The 19,664-nt window shown below is 62.8% G+C and carries 16 protein-coding genes and 1 pseudogene; 5 read left to right on the top strand and 12 right to left on the bottom strand.

The genetic code is table 11. The features are described from left to right. Positions 1–43: 43 nt before the first annotated feature. Genes ASD99_RS17635 through ASD99_RS17625 form a run of 3 tightly spaced genes read left to right on the top strand, consistent with a single transcriptional unit; the run spans position 44 to position 3,101 of the window. On the top strand, positions 44–1,318 hold the full coding sequence (locus tag ASD99_RS17635; RefSeq protein ID WP_057144416.1) for an extracellular solute-binding protein: 1,275 nt from the start codon (positions 44–46) through the stop codon (positions 1,316–1,318). Positions 1,319–1,377: 59 nt separating this feature from the next. Further along, entirely contained in the window at positions 1,378–2,262 is an 885-nt protein-coding gene (locus tag ASD99_RS17630; protein WP_057144415.1) for a carbohydrate ABC transporter permease, read from the top strand. Beyond that, complete coding sequence (locus ASD99_RS17625) at positions 2,259–3,101, top strand: carbohydrate ABC transporter permease (RefSeq protein ID WP_057144414.1); 843 nt, start codon at positions 2,259–2,261, stop codon at positions 3,099–3,101. The genes ASD99_RS17630 and ASD99_RS17625 overlap by 4 nt, the downstream gene beginning before the upstream one ends. A 64-nt stretch (positions 3,102–3,165) precedes the next feature. Here ASD99_RS17625 and ASD99_RS17620 read toward each other — a convergent pair whose 3' ends face one another. The 12 genes from ASD99_RS17620 to ASD99_RS17565 form a co-directional block, all read right to left on the bottom strand. Continuing rightward, positions 3,166–4,239: an ABC transporter ATP-binding protein gene (locus ASD99_RS17620; RefSeq protein WP_057144413.1), complete on the bottom strand. Its 1,074-nt coding sequence runs from the start codon at positions 4,237–4,239 to the stop codon at positions 3,166–3,168. Between the two features lie 201 nt (positions 4,240–4,440). Next, positions 4,441–5,961: a zinc-binding dehydrogenase gene (locus tag ASD99_RS17615; protein WP_082583324.1), complete on the bottom strand. Its 1,521-nt coding sequence runs from the start codon at positions 5,959–5,961 to the stop codon at positions 4,441–4,443. Between the two features lie 9 nt (positions 5,962–5,970). Continuing rightward, entirely contained in the window at positions 5,971–6,408 is a 438-nt protein-coding gene (locus tag ASD99_RS17610) for an SRPBCC family protein (protein WP_056593498.1), read from the bottom strand. 291 nt (positions 6,409–6,699) lie between these two features. Then, positions 6,700–8,886, bottom strand: coding sequence for a flotillin family protein (locus ASD99_RS17605; protein WP_056593497.1), 2,187 nt, complete (start codon positions 8,884–8,886; stop codon positions 6,700–6,702). 89 nt (positions 8,887–8,975) lie between these two features. After that, positions 8,976–11,213: an ABC transporter permease gene (locus ASD99_RS17600; RefSeq protein WP_057144412.1), complete on the bottom strand. Its 2,238-nt coding sequence runs from the start codon at positions 11,211–11,213 to the stop codon at positions 8,976–8,978. Further along, a complete protein-coding gene (locus ASD99_RS17595) occupies positions 11,206–11,991 on the bottom strand; it encodes an ABC transporter ATP-binding protein (RefSeq protein ID WP_057144411.1) in 786 nt (261 codons plus the stop codon). Before ASD99_RS17595 ends, ASD99_RS17600 begins: the two co-directional genes overlap by 8 nt. Before the next feature lie 26 nt (positions 11,992–12,017). Next, complete coding sequence (locus tag ASD99_RS17590) at positions 12,018–13,265, bottom strand: ABC transporter substrate-binding protein (RefSeq protein ID WP_056593494.1); 1,248 nt, start codon at positions 13,263–13,265, stop codon at positions 12,018–12,020. Between the two features lie 51 nt (positions 13,266–13,316). Further along, on the bottom strand, positions 13,317–14,342 hold the full coding sequence (locus ASD99_RS17585; protein ID WP_056593492.1) for a branched-chain amino acid ABC transporter permease: 1,026 nt from the start codon (positions 14,340–14,342) through the stop codon (positions 13,317–13,319). Then, complete coding sequence (locus ASD99_RS17580) at positions 14,339–15,388, bottom strand: branched-chain amino acid ABC transporter permease (protein WP_156389011.1); 1,050 nt, start codon at positions 15,386–15,388, stop codon at positions 14,339–14,341. Before ASD99_RS17580 ends, ASD99_RS17585 begins: the two co-directional genes overlap by 4 nt. Beyond that, positions 15,385–16,725: a metal-dependent hydrolase family protein gene (locus ASD99_RS17575; protein ID WP_056593490.1), complete on the bottom strand. Its 1,341-nt coding sequence runs from the start codon at positions 16,723–16,725 to the stop codon at positions 15,385–15,387. The genes ASD99_RS17580 and ASD99_RS17575 overlap by 4 nt, the downstream gene beginning before the upstream one ends. A 52-nt stretch (positions 16,726–16,777) precedes the next feature. Beyond that, positions 16,778–17,557 carry an alpha/beta fold hydrolase gene (locus ASD99_RS17570; protein WP_057144410.1) on the bottom strand — a complete coding sequence of 260 codons (780 nt, stop codon included), beginning with the start codon at positions 17,555–17,557 and terminating at the stop codon, positions 16,778–16,780. Continuing rightward, entirely contained in the window at positions 17,554–18,432 is an 879-nt protein-coding gene (locus ASD99_RS17565; RefSeq protein ID WP_056593486.1) for a fumarylacetoacetate hydrolase family protein, read from the bottom strand. The genes ASD99_RS17570 and ASD99_RS17565 overlap by 4 nt, the downstream gene beginning before the upstream one ends. Positions 18,433–18,638: 206 nt before the next feature. Between ASD99_RS17565 and ASD99_RS17560 the strand changes: the two genes are divergently transcribed. Both ASD99_RS17560 and ASD99_RS34725 read left to right on the top strand, forming a co-directional pair. Further along, entirely contained in the window at positions 18,639–19,310 is a 672-nt protein-coding gene (locus tag ASD99_RS17560) for a FadR/GntR family transcriptional regulator (RefSeq protein WP_056593484.1), read from the top strand. A gap of 255 nt (positions 19,311–19,565) precedes the next feature. Then, positions 19,566–19,664: pseudogene (locus ASD99_RS34725) on the top strand (integrase); the annotation flags it as partial.

Genomic DNA, 19,664 nt, shown 5'->3' with positions numbered 1-19,664 from the left:
CGTTCAAGGCGGATCTAATCGCCGTACTCGGGAGGAAGCTGAGATGAACTTTCGCAGGATGATGGCCATAGCGGTGGTTGCGGCCGGAGGATTTTGGGCCGTCGCGGCCCAGGCCGAAGAAACCGTCATATGGTGGGATTTCCTCGGCGGCGGTGACGGTGTGCGCATGAAGCAGATGATCACCGACTTCAACACCGCCCACGCCGGCAAGATCAAGATCGACGCCACGACGCTGGAGTGGGGCACGCCCTTCTACGCGAAGGTGCAGACCTCGGCCGCGGTCGGAGAGGCGCCAGACGTCATGACCTATCATGCCAGCCGCATCCCCTTGGCGGTGAGCCAGGATATTCTCCAAGAAATCACCGCCGACGACATGAGCAAGATGGGCCTCTCGGCCTCGGACTTCGCCCAGACGACGATGGGCGCCGTGACTGTCGACGGCAAGCAATACGCAGTGCCGCTCGATACCCATCCAATCGTCCTGTACTACAACCGCGTCCTTCTGAAGAAGGCAGGCGTGCTCGGCGACGACGGCCGTCCCGTGGGCATGGGTAACAGGGAGGAATTCACCGCGACACTGCAGAAGTTGAAGGATGCCGGCATCGAGTTCCCGCTGGGCAGCGTGACCGCCGACGGCAACTTCATGTACCGCACCATTTACTCGCTGGTGTGCCAGCAAGGCGGCGAGCTTCTGACGGGCAACGAGTTCCTCGCCGGCGACAATGCTGAAAAGCTGGCGAAAGCGTTGGCGGTTCTGCAAGGGTGGACGAAAGCCGGGCTGCAGTCGACCTATACGGACTATCCCGCAACCGTCGCCCTATTCACCTCGGGCAAGGCAGCAATGATGATCAACGGCGTCTGGGAAGTTCCCACGATGACGGACCTCGCCAAGCAAGGCAAGCTGTTCGACTGGGGCGCCGTCGAGATCCCGGTGATCTTCGACAAGCCATGCACCTATGCGGACAGCCACTCGTTCGCGATCCCGAAGAACAAGGGCAAGGAGATCACCCCGGAAAAGCGTGCCACCGTTCTCGAGGTGATCTCATGGATGGACAAGCACTCGCTTTTCTGGGCCACGGCAGGCCACATCCCTGCCTACAAGCCAGTCACCGAGACGGCGGAATACAAGGCAATGGAGCCCAATGCGACCTACTCGACCCTGACGGCCAACATGATCTTCGATCCGAAGTCGCCCAAGGCTGGTGTCGCCGGGCCGATCTTCGACATCATGTCGAATTATTTCGTGCCGACCCTCAACGGAGAGATGGACCCGGGCGAGGCGGTGAAATCCATCAAGGAAGAGCTGAACAGCATGTAGGGCTCAAAGGCTGGGACCGCCCTGCCCGGGACGGTCCCAACCATATTTGAGGAAGAGCCATGCTTCGCAACTCCCGCACTGAACGTCTTGTCGCACTGGTGCTGGTCGCTCCCTTCCTGGCGATCTACTTGCTGGCGTTCGTCTATCCGACGGTTCAGATGTTCCGCATCTCTTTCACCGATGCGCCGCTGATCGGCGAGGGTCGGTGGGTTGGCCTCGACAACTACCTGCGGCTCGACAACGACCCGATGTTCCGGCGCGCGGTCTGGAACACCGCTTACTTCGTGCTGATGACGGTCGTCCCCGGGACACTCATCGCCCTGTTGATCGCGCTTGGCGTGTCACGCCTCAAGGGCCGGTTCCAGGCGATCGTGCTGGCGTTGTTCTTCCTGCCGTACATCCTGCCGGTGTCCGTGGTCTATCTGATCTGGGACTGGACGCTGAATTTCCAGTTCGGGATCGCGATGCATGTGCTGGACTGGCTGGGAATCCCGCGCGTACCGGTCTTTAAGTCGCGCGTCTGGTTCTTGCCGGCGGTGGCCGGGGTGACGATCTGGTGGACCGCGGGTTTCTCGATCCTCCTCTTCCTCGCCGGACTGCGGTCCATACCCGCCGAGATCTATGAAGCCGCGGCGCTCGACAACTCGACCCGATGGACCACGTTCCGGCGTATCACCTGGCCACTGCTATGGCCGGTCACTTCGCTGGTATTAACCATCCAACTCATCCTGCAGCTCAAGATCTTCGATCAGGTCTATCTGTTCTCGATCGGCGGCCGGCCGAACGACAATATGGTGCTCGTCTACTACGTCTTCCAGAAGGCTTTCCAGCAGAACCAGGGAGGTAGGGCGGCGGCTGTCGCCGTCACCCTCTTCGTGCTTGTGGTCGTCGTCTCGGTCCTGCAATTCCAACTGCTCCGGTTCGCCGAAAGGCGGCGCCGATGAACGCCATGGCTGCGCAGCGCTGGAACTTTTGGGGCGGGATCATCACGGCACTGACGCTCGTCTGGGCCATCCTATGGGCGTTCCCGCTCTATTGGGGTGTGATCTCATCGCTCAAACCGGACGACGAAGTCGTCCAGCCATACATCGAACTCTGGCCCGAGACGCCGACGCTGGAGAACTACATTGACGCCCTGACCACCACACAGATCGGCACCTGGTACGTCAATTCGGTGGCGGTCGCGGTCGGCGTAACGGTCATCACCATCTTCATCTCGATGCTGTGCGGCTACGCGATTTCGCAGTTGCGGTTCCCGGGGCGGATCGCGCTATGGTGGCTGATACTCGCCTCCTTCATGGTGCCAACTTCGGCGCTGATCATCAATCATTTCGTGCTGGTGGCCAACCTTGGCCTGCTCAACAGCTGGGCTGGAATCATGTTGCCGCAGCTTATCCACCCCGTCATCATCATCGTGTACAAGCAGTTCTTCGATCAGGTCCCGAAGGACTTCCGCGAGGCCGCGGTCATGGACAATGCATCTGAATTCGGGATCCTCTTCAAGATCTACATGCCGATGAACTGGGGGGTGACGACGGCGCTGTCGATCGTCTGCTTCATCTGGACGTGGAACGCGTTTTTGTGGCCGTTCCTCTCGGTGACCCGCACCGAGATGATGACGATCACCGTCGGCATCACGCAGGTCAATGACGCCTTCGGTGTCTACTACGCGCGCCAGCTGTCGGCAGCTGTACTGGCCGGCCTTCCGGTGGCGCTAGCCTACCTCTTTTTCCAACGACGAGTGACCGAAGCGATAACGCTCTCGGCAGGTATCAAGGGCTAGCCTCGGCCCGCGAGCGAACCGCGATGCCAGAGGGCAGGACCCCGCTCGGCGGATTCAGGCCCCGTCAGCGCGCGTGCCAGGTCGATCCGTCCGCGGCGAAGAGATGCAGGGCGGCGGTGTCGAACTTCAGCCGAACGGCATCGCCCGGTTTGACGTTCGAAAGCCCGCGATCTTGTGCCGTAACCTGCGTCCCATCGGCGAGCCGCGCATAGACGAGCGTTCGCTCACCAAGGCGCTCGACAACGGTGGCCGTGGCGGATGCTTCATTGCCCTCGGAGACGACAATCAGCGATTCCGGCCGCACTCCCAGTTCGCGCCAATCCATGTTGGCCGGCGCGCCAGGAAGCCCGACGAGCGATCCATCCGTCAAGCGCGCATTGAGCCTGTCGCCTGAGCCCGAAACCGTAACAGGCAGAATGTTCATCGCCGGAGATCCGACGAAGGTCGCGACGAATCGCGATGCCGGACGTGCATAGACCTCGTCGGGTCTTCCCATCTGCTCTATCCGGCAATCATTGAGGATCACAATACGGTCGGCGAGGGTCATCGCTTCCACCTGGTCGTGGGTGACGTAGATCATCGTCGACTTCAAACGCTGATGCAGCTCGGCAAGCTCGACGCGTGTACGGGCTCGAAGCGCCGCGTCCAGATTGGAGAGTGGCTCGTCGAACAGGAATGCCTTGGGCTCCTTGACGATCGCACGCCCGATAGCCACGCGCTGGCGCTGCCCGCCGGAGAGCTGCGACGGCCGCCGGTGGAGCAGCGCTTCGATCTCCAAGATGCGCGCAGCCTCAGCGATCCGTTGGCGTATAACATCCGGCGCGACCCGAATGTTCCTCAGCCCAAAGGCCATGTTCTCCGCGACTGTCATATGTGGGTAAAGCGCATAGTTCTGGAAGACCATCGCAACGTTGCGCCTGCCCGGCGCAAGGTTCTCCGAGCGCACCCCGTCGATCGTCAGCGTGCCCTCGTCAATGCTTTCGAGGCCGGCGATCATCCGGAGCAGCGTCGTCTTGCCAGAACCGGACGGGCCGAGAAACACGACCAGCTCTCCTGGCTTAATGTCCAGGCTCACGTCGCGGATCACTTCGACTGCGCCAAAGTGCTTTGATACGCCCGACAGCGCGATTCCCGTCATGCTTTGCGATCCTTCTTTCCTACATAATTTCGGATAAATACCCGATGTCAAGGAACGTGGGGGCGGACCTTGCGAGCGCAAGCGGCAGGTCGAGGGTACGCCGACAGCGGCCATTCCCAAAGGTCTCGAAATGGATAGTGACCATAGCGACCGAAAGCTTCGTCTGACGCCCCCAGGCGGCTTCGACTGTGGCAACTCGTCTCACACTTTTAGCACCAGCGCGCCGGTCGTTCGTCGCGACTCCAGATCGCGATGGGCCTCCGACGCCGCTGCCAGATCGTAGTGCCTCGGAGGCTCGACCTTGATAGTCCCCTGTCGCAGCGCGGCAAAGAACCGGTTCAATTGCGGAGCAAGCTTCTGCGGTGTGTCGGTATAGTGGGCGTAGTTCGGCCGGGAAATCGTGACGGACTTCGAAGAGAGCCGACCGATATCCCAATTGCCGACTGGGCCGGAAGCCTGGCCGAAACTGACGAGATGGCCTCGTACTCCGAGCGCCGCCAGCGACCCACCGAAGGTATCGTTGCCGACAGCGTCATAGGCGACATCCGCGCCGGCGCCGCCAGTCAATCGCATGACGGCCTCGGCGAAATTCTCTCGCGAATAGACGATGACGTGATCAGCGCCGAGCCGTTCGACGATCCGCGCCTTATCGTCGCTCGACACCGTCGCAATGACCGTCGCTCCGAGATGGCGGGCCCACTGCACCAACAATTGGCCGACGCCGCCAGCGGCGGCATGGATCAGGACGACCTCGCCAGGACGGACAACATGAACTTCGTGCAGCAGAAAACTCGCGGCGATGCCTTTGAGCAGCCCAGCGGCGGCAATGTCATCGGAGATATCATCAGGAAGATGGACCAAAAGATCAGGCACCATGTTGCGCCGCTCGCAATAGGCGCCGACCGGCGGACACGCATAGGCGACACGGTCGCCGACAGAGAAGCCCGACGCCGCGGACCCAACCGCCTCGATGACGCCGGCCGCCTCCATGCCCGGCACGCCAGGCGGCTGCAGAAGGTCGAAATAGCCGGTGCGGCAATAGACATCGATGAAATTGACGCCGATCACCGTATGGCGGATCTGCACTTCGTTCGGCGCCGGCTGCGGCAGTCCGATTTCCCTGAGCTGCAGCTCTTCCGGTCCGCCATAGCGCTCGACAACGATCGCCCTGGTTGTCGCGGCCTGACCCGGAGTGATAGTTGGCACGACTCGCGGCACGCTTGCCGATGGGGCAGGAGCGGCAACCGCCCGGGAAGGCCTCACATCGATCGGCGAGCCCCCGCTTCGGCCTCGTAGAAGATCGCGCACGGCCGCGAAGCCGGCCTGATAGATGCCTTCGGCGACCAGCTTGACCAGTTCGTCGCGCCGATGCGCCGGCGGATTGAACTCCGAACGCCATTCCCAGAAGGTCGCGTTATCGTCGGTCACCGGTTTCAGCCGCACCGAGGCGACATAGCCCATCAAGGGAAGCGGCGCTTCGAGCAGGCAATAGCTGAGCCGCCGGTCCTTGTCGGACAGCGCCAGCAATTGTTCACGCAACTCGCCGCCGTCGTTCAGCCTGAAGTGGCGGACCGAGCCGACCGCGTCGACCGGCTCACCACCCTCGATCTCGCTGAAGGAAATTGCCGGGTGCCAACGTTCGTGGCCGTTGAAGTCGCGCAGGATTTCCCAGACCTCGTCGATCGGTGCATCGATGATCGTGCTCTGGCGAACCTGGACCATCGCGCCGCGTCAGCGCCCGAACCGGTTTTTCAGTGCGGTCAAGGCGATCTGGAACACGCCGGTGCCGATCTGGTGCATCAGGGCTGCTTCGCGATCCGGCGCACAGTCGAATTCCGCCTGCCATTCGGCAAGCGTCAGGTTGCCGTCGGTGATAGGCGTCAATGACAGGGTGGCGACATAGTTCTCCACCGCCATCGGGCTTTCGAGGATCGCGTAGCTGCAGGACAGATCGTAGTCCGACAGGGCCAGCAGCCTTTCACGAATCCGCCCGCCGTCCTTCAGCGTGAAACTTCTGATGCAACCGATCTGATCGGCCTGCGCGTTCTGCTCGATGCGGCTTTCGGCAACGAAAGGCGCCCAAGCCGGCAAGCCATTGAAGTTGCGGACCAGCTTCCAGACTTCCGCCGCTGGAGCGGGAATGACCGAGGATACATAGACCTTGGTCATGCTTGCGGGCCGGCTATGGGCATGGCAGTCCGCGTATGCATTGTCTCGCGCCGCGCCAGATCGACCCCCACTCCGTCGAGCTCCCCCGATCGACGGGGGAGAGGAAGGGTGCGAACCATCCACGGCGGGCTCCCTTCCTCTCCCTCCGGAGGGGGGAGAGGTGGCGCTGCGAAGCAGCGACGGAGTGGGGGAACCACTTGGCAACCATCGCGAACCGACGCAGCATCGCGATCAGGCGCAAGACATCGTCTCGCACGGCCCAACCAAGCGCGACGAAATACCGGCCTCACCTCAATGATCGCGGTCGTCATCGTCGTCCTTGGCGGCCTTTCCCTTGCCCTTCTTGTCGCGGGTCAGGCTCGAAATGTCCTTGGCATCGCGCAGCACATCGGTCATGCGGCCGAGCGAGCCGCCCTCAATGCCGATCTCCTTCATCAGATTGTCGATCATCGGCGCCTGCACCCGGTAGCGCAGCGCCGAGTCAATGACTTCGTCGGTGACATTGCGGTTGCCGCCGTTGCCACCATTGATGCCGTCGACATGCAGGATCTTGATGCCCTCGATCTTCTCCATCGGCTTGACGCTTTCGCGGATGATGCCTTCCATGTGGTCGAGCAATTTGCCGCGCAAGCGCCCTGCCCGCGCCTCGTTCGAGAGCAGGTTCTCGGCCTCGTTGAGCTGGCGATGGCCGGCGGCGTCGACTTCGTAGCGCTGGGCGGCGGCAAGGGCGTGGATCTTCTCCGATTCCGCCGAGGCGACAGCGGCGATCTTCTGTGCTTCTGCGAGGCTCTTCGCCGCCTTCATCTCGGCATCGGCGGCTGAGACGATGCGCAAGGCGTCACGCTCAGCCTCGCGCTGCGCGCCGATCAGGTCGGTCAGCTTGCGGCGTTCGGCAATCTCACGCTCGCGGGCAGTGAAGGCCTGTTCTTCGGCCTGGATAGCCTTGGCGCGAACCGCCTCCGAGGCCGCGATCGCCGAGGAACGCTCTTGCGTCTTCTTGGCGATGTCGATTGCCTTCTGGATTTCGGCGATCTCGATCTTCTGGTCTCGGTCGACGCCAAGCTGCCTGATATCGCGATCCTTGATCAGCCGGGCCTCCTCGATGCCGCGCTCGGTGGTGATACGGGCGCGTTCGACCTCCTCGCCGGCCGAGATCTCGGCTTCCTCGAAAGCCTGACGCTTGGCGATCTGCAGCGCTTCGAGGTGACGCTCCCTTGCGATCCTGACCTCGTCGATGGCGCGATCCTGCGCGATCCGCGCCGTCTCGGTTGCCTGGTTCTCGACGATCTCGGCGCGGCGCTTTTCCGCCTCTGCCTTCGTCACTTCCAGCGCCTTTTCAGCCAGAGCGATCTGGCGCTCCAGTTCAGCGACCTCGAGCAGTTTCCTGCGCTCGATCTCGAGCTGGCTCTGCGTGCCCTCCCGCTCGATGCGAGCCTTTTCCAGCGACAGTTCAAGCGCAATCTGCTCGCGCTCGGTCATTTCACGCATCTTCATCTCGGTCTCGTCGAGCGAACGGCGCCGCGCGATCTCGCGACGCTGCGTATCTTCCTCGCTCTTGATGCGCTCCTCGGTGATGTTGCGCTCCTGGTTGAGGCGCGACTTCTCTACGGCTTCGCGCGACGAAAGCTGTGCCTGTTCGGATTCCTGGTCGCGCAGCGCGCGCTCTATGGCGAGCTCCGAACGTTGCGCGGCACGGCGGATCTCGACCTCGCGTTCCTGTTCGAGGCGGGCATATTCGCTGTCGCGGTCGATCTCCAGCACCTTGCGCTGGGTGTCGAGGTTCTGGTTACGGATATCGACCAGCGTGCGCTGCTCGATCTCGTTGCGCATCCGGCGCCGGGTCTCGATCGATTCCGTCAGTTGCGTCAGGCCCTCCGCGTCGAAGGCGTTGGACGGGTCGAAATATTCGAGGCTGGTCTGGTCAAGATCGACGATGGCGACGCTTTCCAACTCGAGCCCGTTGGCGGCGAGCGATTCCGAAGCAAGGCTGCGCACTTTGGCGGCGTAGTCGCCGCGCAGTTCGTGCATCTCTTCCAGCGTCATCTGGGCCGCGACCGTGCGCAGGGCGCCGGCAAACTTGCCTTCCAGCAGTTCGCGCAAACTGTCGGGCTGCAGCGTGCGGCGGCCCAGCGTCTGCGCGGCAGCGGCGACCAGCTCGCGGCTGGCGCCGACGCGGACGAAGAACTCGGCGATCAGATCGACGCGCATGCGGTTTTTGGTGATCAGCGCAAAACCGTCCTCGCGGCGCACTTCGATGCGCAACACATTCATATTGACCGGGGTGATCTCGTGCAGCACCGGAATGACGAAGGCGCCGCCATTCACCACCACCTTCTCCCCCATGAAGCCGGTGCGGACAAACGCCGTCTCCTTGGTCGAGCGGCGATAGAGCCAGCGCAAGATATAGACGGCGATCACCACGACGACCGCGGCAATGATCAGCCACAACAGGAATGCGCCAAAGGTTTGCGCGTCCATGATCTATCCTCCCCAAGACAATCCGGTCGGCACGGGGCGACCGGCAGTATTTTCAAACATCCACCCGCACGGTGGCGAAGTCCAATTCTTCATGCCCGCCTCTGCAGTTTCGGCGTGATCGCGTGGAACGCATTGATTACCGCATCGACGAAAGGCGTATCGTTGATGTGCGCCCGCACCCGCTCGACATGGCGCAACGGAGTCTGGCGAACGGTTTTCTCGATCGCCTCGAACAGGACGTTGTCAGCTTCAGGATCGTGAAAGGCTTGACCGGGCGCATCGAGCATTGACACTCCGCCTTCGGGCAGCAGGAACCGCACCGGGCCATTCATGGCGTTGAGCCGCGCGCCGATCCATTCGCCAAAGGCGCGGTTCTCGTCGCGCGTGGTGCGCATCAGGGTGACGTTCGGATTGTGGATGACGAATTTGCGGCTGCGGAATTTCTCCGGCACGCTGTCGCGCGGGCCGAAATTGACCATGTCCAGCGCGCCGGTCGAGCCCACATAAGGCAGCCCGGTGCGGATCGCCGCGCCGAAACGATCCTCGGTCGCCGGGAAGATGCCGCCGACGATCATGTCGGCCACTTCCGTGGTGGTCAGGTCGAGGAAGGCCGACAGCAGGCGAGAGTCGCCGAGATTTTCCATGGCCCGTCCGCCGATGCCCGTGGCATGGAAGACGAGGCAGTCATAGTCGGCTTCAAGACGTCTGGTCACCGCCTGCACCGCCGGTGTGGTGACGCCGAACATGGTGATGCCGAGAGCCGGCCGCGCCAGCTTGCGTCTTGCTTCCCACGCCTCGGCATTGGGCAGTTGCGCGACCATGCCGGCCATGGCGTGCGCGGCGTTGGATAGCACCTGTTCGGTGATCGAGTTCAGCCCCTGCACATCGGCGACCGAATGGAACATCATGATGTCGGCGCCGCCGACATATTTGGCGACATCGCCGGCCGCCACCGTCGACACCATCAGCTTGGGTATGCCGACAGGCAGCACACGCATGCCCGCCGTTGCCAGCGTGGTGCCGCCGGAGCCACCGGCCGAGATGACGCCGCCGATACGCGGCTCGCGCTCGATCCAGCGCGCGAAGGCTTCCGCCATGGCACTGACCGAGCCGCCGCGATCATTGGTGAAGACGGCGGACGAACCGCGCGCGTGCATGCCGGCCACCTGCATGGCGGGCACATCGGCGCTGGTCGGTTTTCCCGATGTCGAGAGATCAACGGTGCGCACCGGAATGCCCAGCGACTTCAGCCGGTCGGCGACGAAGCGCAGTTCCTTGCCCTTGGTGTCGAAGGTGCCGGCGACAAGCACGGTCCGGCCGATGCGCTCGGCAAAGGGGATGGCGAAAACCTTCTTCAGATCGTCCTGAGGTGCTGCCTTGTCGACCGCCGCCTGCCGCATCTCAGTGACCGGCACGTTCCAGCGGTTGGGCAAGTTGGTAACCGGGCGATACATGCCGTTCTGCGGCATTGGCTCGGTCGAGCCGGCGCCAGTGCGATCAACGCGATAGACCTCCGCCAGTTGTTCCCTGGCCTGCGCCGCGTCCGCCGGCGTGATCGGCGCTTCCTCGGCATGGCGGCCGACGCCAAGGAGACGCTGCTGTAACTCGCGGTCGGCGGCGAGCGCCTTTGCATCCATCAGTCGGTTGATGCGGCCATTGACCATGATGGCGACCTGGTTCGACACCGCGGTCGCCACGCCGATATTCTGCTCGATGACAAGCACCGCCATCTCGCCTTCGGCGGCGAGGTTGATCAGCATCTGCTCGACTTGCTCGACGATGATCGGCGCCAGGCCTTCGGTCGGTTCGTCCATGACCAGCAGCTTCGGGTCGCTGAGCAGCGCGCGCGAGATCGCCAGCATCTGCTGTTCGCCACCCGACAACTGCGAGCCGCCATTGCCGCGGCGCTCGGCCAGGCGCGGAAAGGTCTGATAGACACGCTCGACGGTCCAACTGGCATCGCGCCTGTTGCCGGCGGCAAGCCGCAGATGCTCGTCGACCGTCAGGCTAGGCCAGACGCGACGGCCCTGCGGCACATAGCCAACGCCGAGGCGATGGATCTCGTGCGGTTCGAGCGCCGAGATCTCGCGGCCGTCGATACGAATGGAACCGGAACGCGCGCGCTTCAGCCCGACGATGGTGTTGCACAGCGTCGACTTGCCCATGCCGTTGCGGCCGACCACGGAAAGCACGCCGCTTTCCAGCGTCAGCGAAACGCCCTGCAGCGCATGGCTCTCGCCGTAGAAGACCTGCAGGTCTTCTATCCGCAGGATTGCCTTGGCTATCTTGCCAGAACTTTGGCGGGAAGAAATTGGGCGCTCAGCCATGCTTGCCCCCGAGATAGATTTCCTGGACCTCGGGATCGGCCTCGATCTCTTGCGGGGTGCCTTCCTTGAACAGGCGGCCATTGTGCATCATCGAGACATATTCCGAAACACGCAGCGCGACATCGAGATCATGCTCGATGATGATGTAGCCGATGTGTTTCGGCAGCGCGTTGAGGATGGCGACGAGGTCGCGGCGCTCTGTCGGCGAAAGACCGGCCGCCGGCTCGTCGAACAGGATGAAGCGCGGCGCTCCAGCCAATGCGAGTGCGATTTCCAGTTGGCGTTGCTGGCCGTGGCTCAGCGTCGCCACCAGCGTGTCGCGGTAGGCTTCGAGATGCACGGCGTTCAGGATCGATTCCGCCTGCACCATGTTGACGTCTGATGCGGCGGGACGCAGCAGCGAAAACCGGCGGCGCGAGACGCCGCGGCAAGCGAGAAAGATCGAATCGAGGACCGACAGGCCCTTGAACAATTGCGAAATCTGATAGGTGCGCCGCAGCCCGCGCCGGATGCGTTCATGCGGCGGCAGGTCGGTGATGTCCTCGCCGAAGAAGCGGATGCGTCCTGCCGTCGGCAGGAAATCGCCGGTCACGGCGTTGAACAGCGTCGTCTTGCCGGCGCCATTGGAGCCGAGGACCGCGCGCCGTTCCCCGGCCGCGATCCTCATATTGATGCCCGAGAGGGCCACCAGTGCTCCGAAATGCCGCGCCACGCCATCGAGCTCCAGCGCATAGGCGCCGGAACTCTGGAGACGGGTTGCTGCGAAGCTTTCGGTCACTGGCGACTGCACTCGAAGTCCGTTTGTTACGGGCAGCTCGGATTGTCGCGGTTGACCGCGCCGAGCTTCATGAACTCGTCTTCGGGAATGCCGAGCGTCTGGTTGACCTGCGGCACCACCTTGACCAGCTTGTTCATGAGATTGCCGTCGGCACCTTCGGTGACCTCAGTCAGGAAGATGTCGGCAATCGCGTTGCGGTTCTTGTCGAGCGACACCTTGCCGGTCGGCGTGTCGAAGGACAGCTTCGACAGCGCATCGCGCAGCTTCTTGCCGCCGTCGGAGACATCCCCGCCGACCTGATCGAGACCGAGCAGCGTCGCCTTCATGTCGACATAGTAGCCGTGGGCGAAGAGTGACGGCGAGGGAAAGGCCCCCGGTTGCTTTTTGTAGGCCTCGACAAACGTCTTCCATGCCGGCGCGTCATTGGTGTCTGCGGTCGGCCCGGCCGACGGCGTGCCTTTCAGCACATCGCGCAGCTTGCCCTTCGAGGTCAGCACCGTCTGGTCGACGGTGATCGAGCCGCCGATCAGCGGTGCGGAGCCGCCACCCTGCTGGTACTGGGTCAGGAAGTTGACGGCGTCGGCGCCGCCGAGCGCGACGTAGATCGCATCGACGTCTTCCGGGATGGCAGCGATGACCGAAGAAAAGTCCTTGTTGCCGATCGGCACCCAGGACTTCGACGGAACATGGCCGCCGGCCTTGCAGAACTCGGCCATGAAGCCGAACACCTGCGTGTAGGGAAAGGAATAGTCTTCGGCGACGGTGGCGACCTTCTTGTAGCCCTTGTCGTTGAAGGCATAGGTGCCGAGGCCGGCCATCCACTGCGCGCCATCAGTTGAGAAGCGGAAGAAATTCTCCGCCGGATCGCGCAACGTGGTATCCTGCGCGGCCGAGGTGCCATTGATGAAGGTCACGTTCGGCTGCGTCTTGGCGTAGTCCTTGACGGCGATGCCTTCGTCCCCCGAAAGCGGGCCGACCAACACCTTGACGCCGTCCTGTTCGACCAGCTTGCGCGCGGCGCGAACGGCGCTGTCGGGCGAGGCATCGGACGAGCCCTTGACGATCTCGACCTTCTTGCCGGCGACCGTTCCGTTCATCTCGGCAACCGCGGTCATGGCGCCGCGCTCGCCGTCCTCGCCGAGCACCGTGAACGGTCCCTCGAAGGTCGCAAGCAGGCCGATCTTGATGGTGTCGTCGGCAGCCAGCGCCATCGACGGTGCGGTCAGCCCGGTGAACACCGCCAGGGCCAGCAATGTGCGTCTATGCATCCTCATGATTTTCCTCCCGTTGATTTCGTTTTGCAGTGGTTCATTCCATCCCGGTTGCTATTGGCCGGGACGCAAGGACTCCTGGGCAAGATGTGGCTTGATCCTCCCCCACAACCCAAGAATTCCATCCGGTGAGACGAAGACGATCACCAGGAACACCATGCCGATCAGCGTGTTGAAACGCTCGGCGCCGACGATGTCGATGGCGAAAGTCTGCATCAGGACGACGACGACCGCGCCGAGGAATGGCCCGATCGGATGGCGCAGGCCGCCGATGACGGCAATGATCAGCACGTCGATCGCGGCGTCGACACCGATGGTGCCGGGCGAGACGCGGCCGTTGAACCAGACCAGCAGCACGCCTGCCAGTCCGGCGATAACGCCCGCCAGCAGCCAGGCGAAGACCTTGTGCGCGGTGACGTGATATCCGAGCGCACGCATGCGGCGCGGGTTGTCGCGGATCGCCTGCAAGGTCATGCCGAAGGTCGAGCGCGAGCCGTAGAGCACGGCTGCGTAGGACAACACCGCCAGACCAAGGCAAAGGTAGTAGAAAGGCCGGGCGTCACGCCAGCCGATGCCCCAGAATGCCGGAGCGCGAATGCCCGTATAGCCGGAATGCCCGTTGAAGATGGCGTAGTTCTGCTGGGCGAAATAATAGGTCGCGGTGGCGATCGCCAGCGTGATCATGATTGTGTAGATGCCCTCGGTGCGCACCGAGATCCAGCCGATCAGCGCCGAGGCCAGTGCCGCCGCAAGAACCGCGAACGGCACCGCGAGCCACCACGGCCAGCCGAAGCCGAGGATGTTGGAATTGTTGTTTCCGAGGATGGCGATGGCATAGGCTGCGATGCCAGCGACCGTGATCTGCGCCAGGCTGACCATGCCGCCGTAGCCGGCGAGCAGCATCAACGACAGACCCAACATGCCGAAGATCAGGGAATAGCCGCCGATCTGCGTCAGGAAGAAATCCGAGGCCACCAATGGATAGAGGACCAACGCGATGGCCAGGATGATGTGACCGGCCCCCAGCCTCTCCAGCCAGTTCTGCTGCGGCGTCACGTTGGCGGTAGTAGCAAGGCTCATCGGGCCTTCCCCATGATGCCTTGTGGCCGGACCGCCAGCGTGACCACCATGATGACGAAGGTCAGCACGATGCCGTAGGTCGGGAAATAGACGAGGCCGATCTGCTCGGCGAGGCCAATCAGCAGCGCGCCGATGGCGGCACCCGTGATCGAGCCCATGCCGCCGACGATGACCACGACCAGCGACGCCAGGAGGTAGCGGACATCCTCGCCGGGTGCGACGGACAGCGCCGAACCGCCGACGACACCGGCGAAGCCGGCAAGGCCGGCGCCGACAGCAAAGACGACGGCGAACACCGCATGCACGTTGACGCCGGAAGCCTGCAGCATGGCGCGATCGTCGACGCCGGCGCGGATCATCATGCCGACGCGGGTCCGGTGCAGCATCAGCCAAAGCCCGACGCCGATGACGATCGCCGCCGCCAGCACGACCACGCGATAGAGCGGATAGGTAAGGAAGACCGATACACCGTTTGAGCGCACCGCGGTGATGATTGGCAGGGTCAAGGCGCCGTCGAGCCATTCCGGCGTGGTGATCTGGTAGGTGCCGCCGGCCCACACAGCCAACATCAGGTCGGCGGCGACGATCGAGATACCGATGCTGACCAAGGTCTGGCGCAGGTCATCGCCTTCGAGGCGGCGGAACACGAAAACCTGCATGACGACGCCGATGATCGCCAGCACGGCGAAGCCGGCGGCGACACCGAGCAGCCAGTAGCCGGTGTGGTTGGTGACCTCGTAGCCGATATAGGCGCCGAGCAGATAGAGCGAGCCATGCGCCAGATTGACGTTGCGCATCAGGCCGAAGATCAGCGTGAAGCCGCTGGCGACGAGGAAATACAGGCCGGCCAGCGTGATGCCATTGAGGATTGCGCTGACGAAGGCCTTCTTCGAGATCAAGATCGCGTTCAGCCAATCCGGCCAGACGGCGAAGACCAGCCACACCATGACAGCGGCGGCAACCAGGCCGACGAGGCCCCAGGCCTGCCGGCGTGTCATGCCGCCGGCCGAAAGCGACGACGAGGAAGGCTGCTCGAGCAGGCTCATGCAGTCAGCCGCCGACGCTGCTCGTTCATGCGCGGCGCCTTGTGGAACTTGCCGTCCTTCATGATGGCGAGGATGCGGTTCTTGTCCTGCAGGATGCGCACGTCGGAAATCGGATCGCCGTCGATCAGCAGGAGGTCGGCGAGGTAACCTTCCTTGATCATGCCGAGTTCGTCGCCCATGTTCATGATCTGACCGCCATATTTGGTGCCGGCCTGGATGGCCTCCATCGGCGAGAAGCCGAGCATCTCGACGAAGGTCTGGATGTCCTTGGCGTTGGTGCCTTGCGGCGTCCATGCAAAGCCGTAGTCGCCGCCGATGCAGACGCGGATGCCGCGCCTATGCATCTTCTTCATCGTCTCGATGCACATTTCCAGCTCGCGCTCATATTCGAGCGAAAGCGGCGAGCCGGGCTTGATGCCCCACTGCTCGGCATGGCGCGCGGTGTTGATCAGCCAGGCGATGCCGGGGGCGACGAAATGCTTGTCCTTGACGGCCTCGAGCATATCGAGCGCTTCCTCGTCGGCGAAGGAGGCGTGGTAGATGTTCTGGATGCCGTGGCGGATGCACTGTTTGACCGAGCCGGACGAGCGCGCATGCGCCGACAGCACCTTGTTGCGGCAGCGCGCCTCGGAAGCCGCCATGGCGACCTCCTCTTCCGACATCGGCGTTTCCTCGGCGCCCATGCCGGTGATGCTCTCGCCTGACAGGTTGAGCTTGATGGAATCGACGCCGTATTTGATCAGTTGGCGCACGGTGCGGCGAATTTCCTCGGGGCCGGAGACGACGATGCCGAGATTGAGGCCTTCATGCGGGATATGGGAGGGCGAGGAATCGCCGAGACCGCCGACCGTGGTGATTTCCGGCCCCGCCGCAAGATAGCGCGGCCCTGGGAAGCGGCCCTGGTTGATGAATTTTTTCGCGACGACGTCGAGACGCGGCTTGGCGGCGGCGGCACCGCGGCCGGCGGTGAAGCCGGCGTCGAGCACCAGCTTGGCCATCTCCATGGTGACCAGCATATGTTCTTCGATCTCCATCATCTGGATGGGGTCGATGCCGGGTGCGTTGTTCCACGACAAATGCAGATGCGCGTCGATCATGCCCGGCATCAGCGTCGCGCCCATGCCGTCGATGGTCGTGACACCCCCTGCTGCACCGCCGCTGTAGGATGAGGACGAAGACGAGCCGAAGCGCGACGAGCCCTTGGTGATCTGCTTGATGCGGTTGCCCTGAACCAGCACCTCACCGGTATATGGATATTCACCTGACGCGTCGAGCACGCGCACATTGGTGAACAGCGTGCTGCCCGAACCGTTGCCGTTCCAGCTGTCGTCTGCCATCACAAGCCTCCCAACTTGCCGAGCGCGCAGTTCTACGCCCGATCTGAAATCCTCACCTATCAACCCGTCTCAAAAAATCGGCGAGCTTCTGGCTGCTGTCGCGCGGGCTTTCCACCGTGGCCCAGTGCCCGCACCGATCCAGTGAGGAGAATACGGCGCCCTTGATCCTGTCGGCAAGCGCCTGGCCGACACCCGCCGGATTGACCGTGTCGGCATCGCCGGTGACGAGCAATGTCGGCGCCGAGATCCGCCGCGCATCGACCGAGGTCGCCTTGGCCAGCGCCTCGCAGGTGCGGGCATAGGATTCCGGGTCCTGGCGGGTGATCGATTCCCGCACGAAGGCGACGGCGGCCGGCGAAGTCTCCCTGGTGTGCGCCGAGATCGCGTTGGCGACGATCTGGTCGGCGATATCGGCAATGCCGCCCGAGCGCGCCAGCCGCGCCCGGTTGGCGAGGCTTTGCCTCGTCGCCTCGGCCGGTTCCGCCAGCGCGCCAAACAGCGTCAGCGAGGTGACCAGCGCGGGCTGCGTTGCCGCAATCTGCTGACAGATGATGGTGCCCATCGAATGGCCGACGAAATGCGCGGATGCGACCCCCATGCCGGCCATGGTGCGGATGACTGCCTCACTCATCCCTTCGATGGTCAGCGACTCGATCGGGCGCGGCGACCGGCCGGAGCCCGGCAGGTCGAGCCGGATGACGCGATAGCTAGAAAGTGCCGCCATCTGCGGCTGGAACATGTTGGACGTGCCGCCGAGGCCATGGATCATCACCACGGCCGCACCCTCGCCGACAACCTCCGCGACGACCTGGCCAACCGTCACGGTCGTCATTGCGCATACTCCACGAAGCGGTTTTCCAGCGTGCCAATGCCGTCGATCTCGATGCGCACTACGTCGCCGGCCTTGAGATATTTCGGCGGATCAAAGCCGATTCCGACGCCGACCGGCGTGCCGGTGGCGATGATGTCGCCGGGCTTCAGCGTGATGCCTTGCGAGAGCGTCGCGATGATGGTCGGGATGTCGAAGATCAGCAGCGAGATCCTGGAGTCCTGGCGCAGATCCTCGTTGACGAAACAGCGGATGCCGGCGGTCGCCAGATCGAGTTCATCCTTGGTCACAGCCCAGGGGCCCATCGGGCAGAACGTATCCTGTGACTTGCCGATCAACCACTGGCTGTATTTGCCTTGCAGGTCGCGGGCGGTGACGTCGTTGACAATCGTGTAGCCCCAGACGTGATCGAGCGCGTTTTCCTTGGCGATGCCGCGCCCGCCCTTGCCGATGATGACGGCAAGCTCCGCCTCGTAGTCGATGGCCGTCGAGACCGAGGAATCGATCAGCACGCTGGCATGGTTGGCGACGACCGATTCGGGCACCTTGGAAAAGATAATCGGGTGTTTAGGGATCGCGCCGGCGCCGGCGCTGGAATCGAAGCCGCTGCGGGCAAACTCGTGCGCGTGCTCATGATAGTTCTTGCCGACGCAGAAGATGTTGCGGCGCGGCTGCGGAATCGGCGCCTCGATTTCCACCTGCGCCAGCGGGATCGGTGACAGGGTGCGCGGCACGCCAGCGCCGTTGCGCTCGATCAGTGCCAGAATGCCGGCCTTGGCCTGATCGACGGCAAAATCGAAAGGAGCGATGATCTGGGCATCGAGATCGACAATACCTAGGCGACGTTCGCCGGCGATCGAAAATGTCGCGACCCGCATCCGATTCCTCCCTGAACCTTTTATGAACCAATACTGGCTCTTTCGCTACACGCTATCGCCGATTGGTTCACGCTTCAAGTGGGGTTCGGCTCACAATCCAACAAAACATGCGCATACGGCGCCTGTTTCTCGTCTGAACACTGGACCAGCCGGCAATCGCTTGATAATATTGGTTCAACATTGGATCAGATAAAAGTTCTCAACGAATGCCGAAACTCGTCGCCAACGATATCGCCACAATGCTCAAGAAACGGATTTCCTCCGGCGAGTGGCTCGAGGACGGCCGCATGCCGCCCGAGCGCGACCTCGCGGTCGAATTCGGCGTCGCGCGCAACACCGTGCGCCGGGCCGTCGGCTTCCTTGAGAACGACGGAACGGTCGTGCGGCATGTCGGGCGCGGCACCTTTCTGACCGCAACCAATCCGACATCGATCGCATCGATGGTCGCACGGATGGAAGGCACTAGCCCCGCCGACATGATGGAGATCAGGCAGCTACTCGAACCGGCAGCGGCTGCCTTTGCCGCGACCAATGCCAGCGCAACCGAACTGAATGCCGTCCGCGAAGCACACCAGACCGCATGCGATGCCATGGAGATGCCCGAGTTCGAGCATTGGGATGCCGAATTCCATCACCGAGTGTTTGCCTGCTGCCGCAATGACTTCCTGAAAGAGATCCACAATCTCATGCGTGCCATTCGCAACCAGTCACCCTGGTTTGAAATGAAGAAGCGCTCATTTTCGGAAGAGCGACGTCAGGTGTATTGCCGGGAACATCAGGTGATTTTGGAGGCGTTGTTCCATCGCGATCCGGAAGGCGCGAAGACGGCGATGCTTGGTCACCTCAAGACAGTCGAGAAGAACTTGCTGGGTAGATGATCAATCTGGCTGCCTTATTTTGGGGCGTGGCCTAACCTCCATCCGCGACATCTCGTGGCGCGGCCAAAAGCCGACATCACGAAAACGCCGACATCACAAAACGTCAGTCATGCGCCGGATGAATACGAAGCCGGCCCAACGCGATTGCGCCAGGCCCCCTTGGCCGCAGAACTGTCCCTGATTGGTGTCTCACCCAAGGGGTGCACTACACCATGTCTCCGGTATGAACCGTAACCTATGTGTCCGGAACGGACCCTGTGGTGCGCCGACTACAAGGGCGAGTTCATGCTCGCCGATCGGCGCTATTGCTATCCGCTGACCATCACCGACTTCGCCAGCCGTTATCTCATCGCC

The organism is Mesorhizobium sp. Root695 (assembly GCF_001428185.1).
GTDB lineage: Bacteria > Pseudomonadota > Alphaproteobacteria > Rhizobiales > Rhizobiaceae > Mesorhizobium.
The sequence above is the reverse complement of the archived record's forward strand: the minus strand, read 5'-3'. Positions and strand labels throughout refer to the sequence as shown.

Coding starts and splice junctions, on each gene's coding strand:
- ASD99_RS17600 (WP_057144412.1), bottom strand. CDS start 11,213: ATGGCTGAGCGCCCAATTTCTTCCCGCCAAAGTTCTGGCAAGATAGCC.
- ASD99_RS17625 (WP_057144414.1), top strand. CDS start 2,259: ATGAACGCCATGGCTGCGCAGCGCTGGAACTTTTGGGGCGGGATCATC.
- ASD99_RS17560 (WP_056593484.1), top strand. CDS start 18,639: ATGCCGAAACTCGTCGCCAACGATATCGCCACAATGCTCAAGAAACGG.
- ASD99_RS17585 (WP_056593492.1), bottom strand. CDS start 14,342: ATGAGCCTTGCTACTACCGCCAACGTGACGCCGCAGCAGAACTGGCTG.
- ASD99_RS17610 (WP_056593498.1), bottom strand. CDS start 6,408: ATGACCAAGGTCTATGTATCCTCGGTCATTCCCGCTCCAGCGGCGGAA.
- ASD99_RS17580 (WP_156389011.1), bottom strand. CDS start 15,388: ATGAGCCTGCTCGAGCAGCCTTCCTCGTCGTCGCTTTCGGCCGGCGGC.
- ASD99_RS17630 (WP_057144415.1), top strand. CDS start 1,378: ATGCTTCGCAACTCCCGCACTGAACGTCTTGTCGCACTGGTGCTGGTC.
- ASD99_RS17615 (WP_082583324.1), bottom strand. CDS start 5,961: ATGGTCCAGGTTCGCCAGAGCACGATCATCGATGCACCGATCGACGAG.
- ASD99_RS17575 (WP_056593490.1), bottom strand. CDS start 16,725: ATGGCAGACGACAGCTGGAACGGCAACGGTTCGGGCAGCACGCTGTTC.
- ASD99_RS17635 (WP_057144416.1), top strand. CDS start 44: ATGAACTTTCGCAGGATGATGGCCATAGCGGTGGTTGCGGCCGGAGGA.
- ASD99_RS17570 (WP_057144410.1), bottom strand. CDS start 17,557: ATGACGACCGTGACGGTTGGCCAGGTCGTCGCGGAGGTTGTCGGCGAG.
- ASD99_RS17620 (WP_057144413.1), bottom strand. CDS start 4,239: ATGACGGGAATCGCGCTGTCGGGCGTATCAAAGCACTTTGGCGCAGTC.
- ASD99_RS17590 (WP_056593494.1), bottom strand. CDS start 13,265: ATGAGGATGCATAGACGCACATTGCTGGCCCTGGCGGTGTTCACCGGG.
- ASD99_RS17605 (WP_056593497.1), bottom strand. CDS start 8,886: ATGGACGCGCAAACCTTTGGCGCATTCCTGTTGTGGCTGATCATTGCC.
- ASD99_RS17565 (WP_056593486.1), bottom strand. CDS start 18,432: ATGCGGGTCGCGACATTTTCGATCGCCGGCGAACGTCGCCTAGGTATT.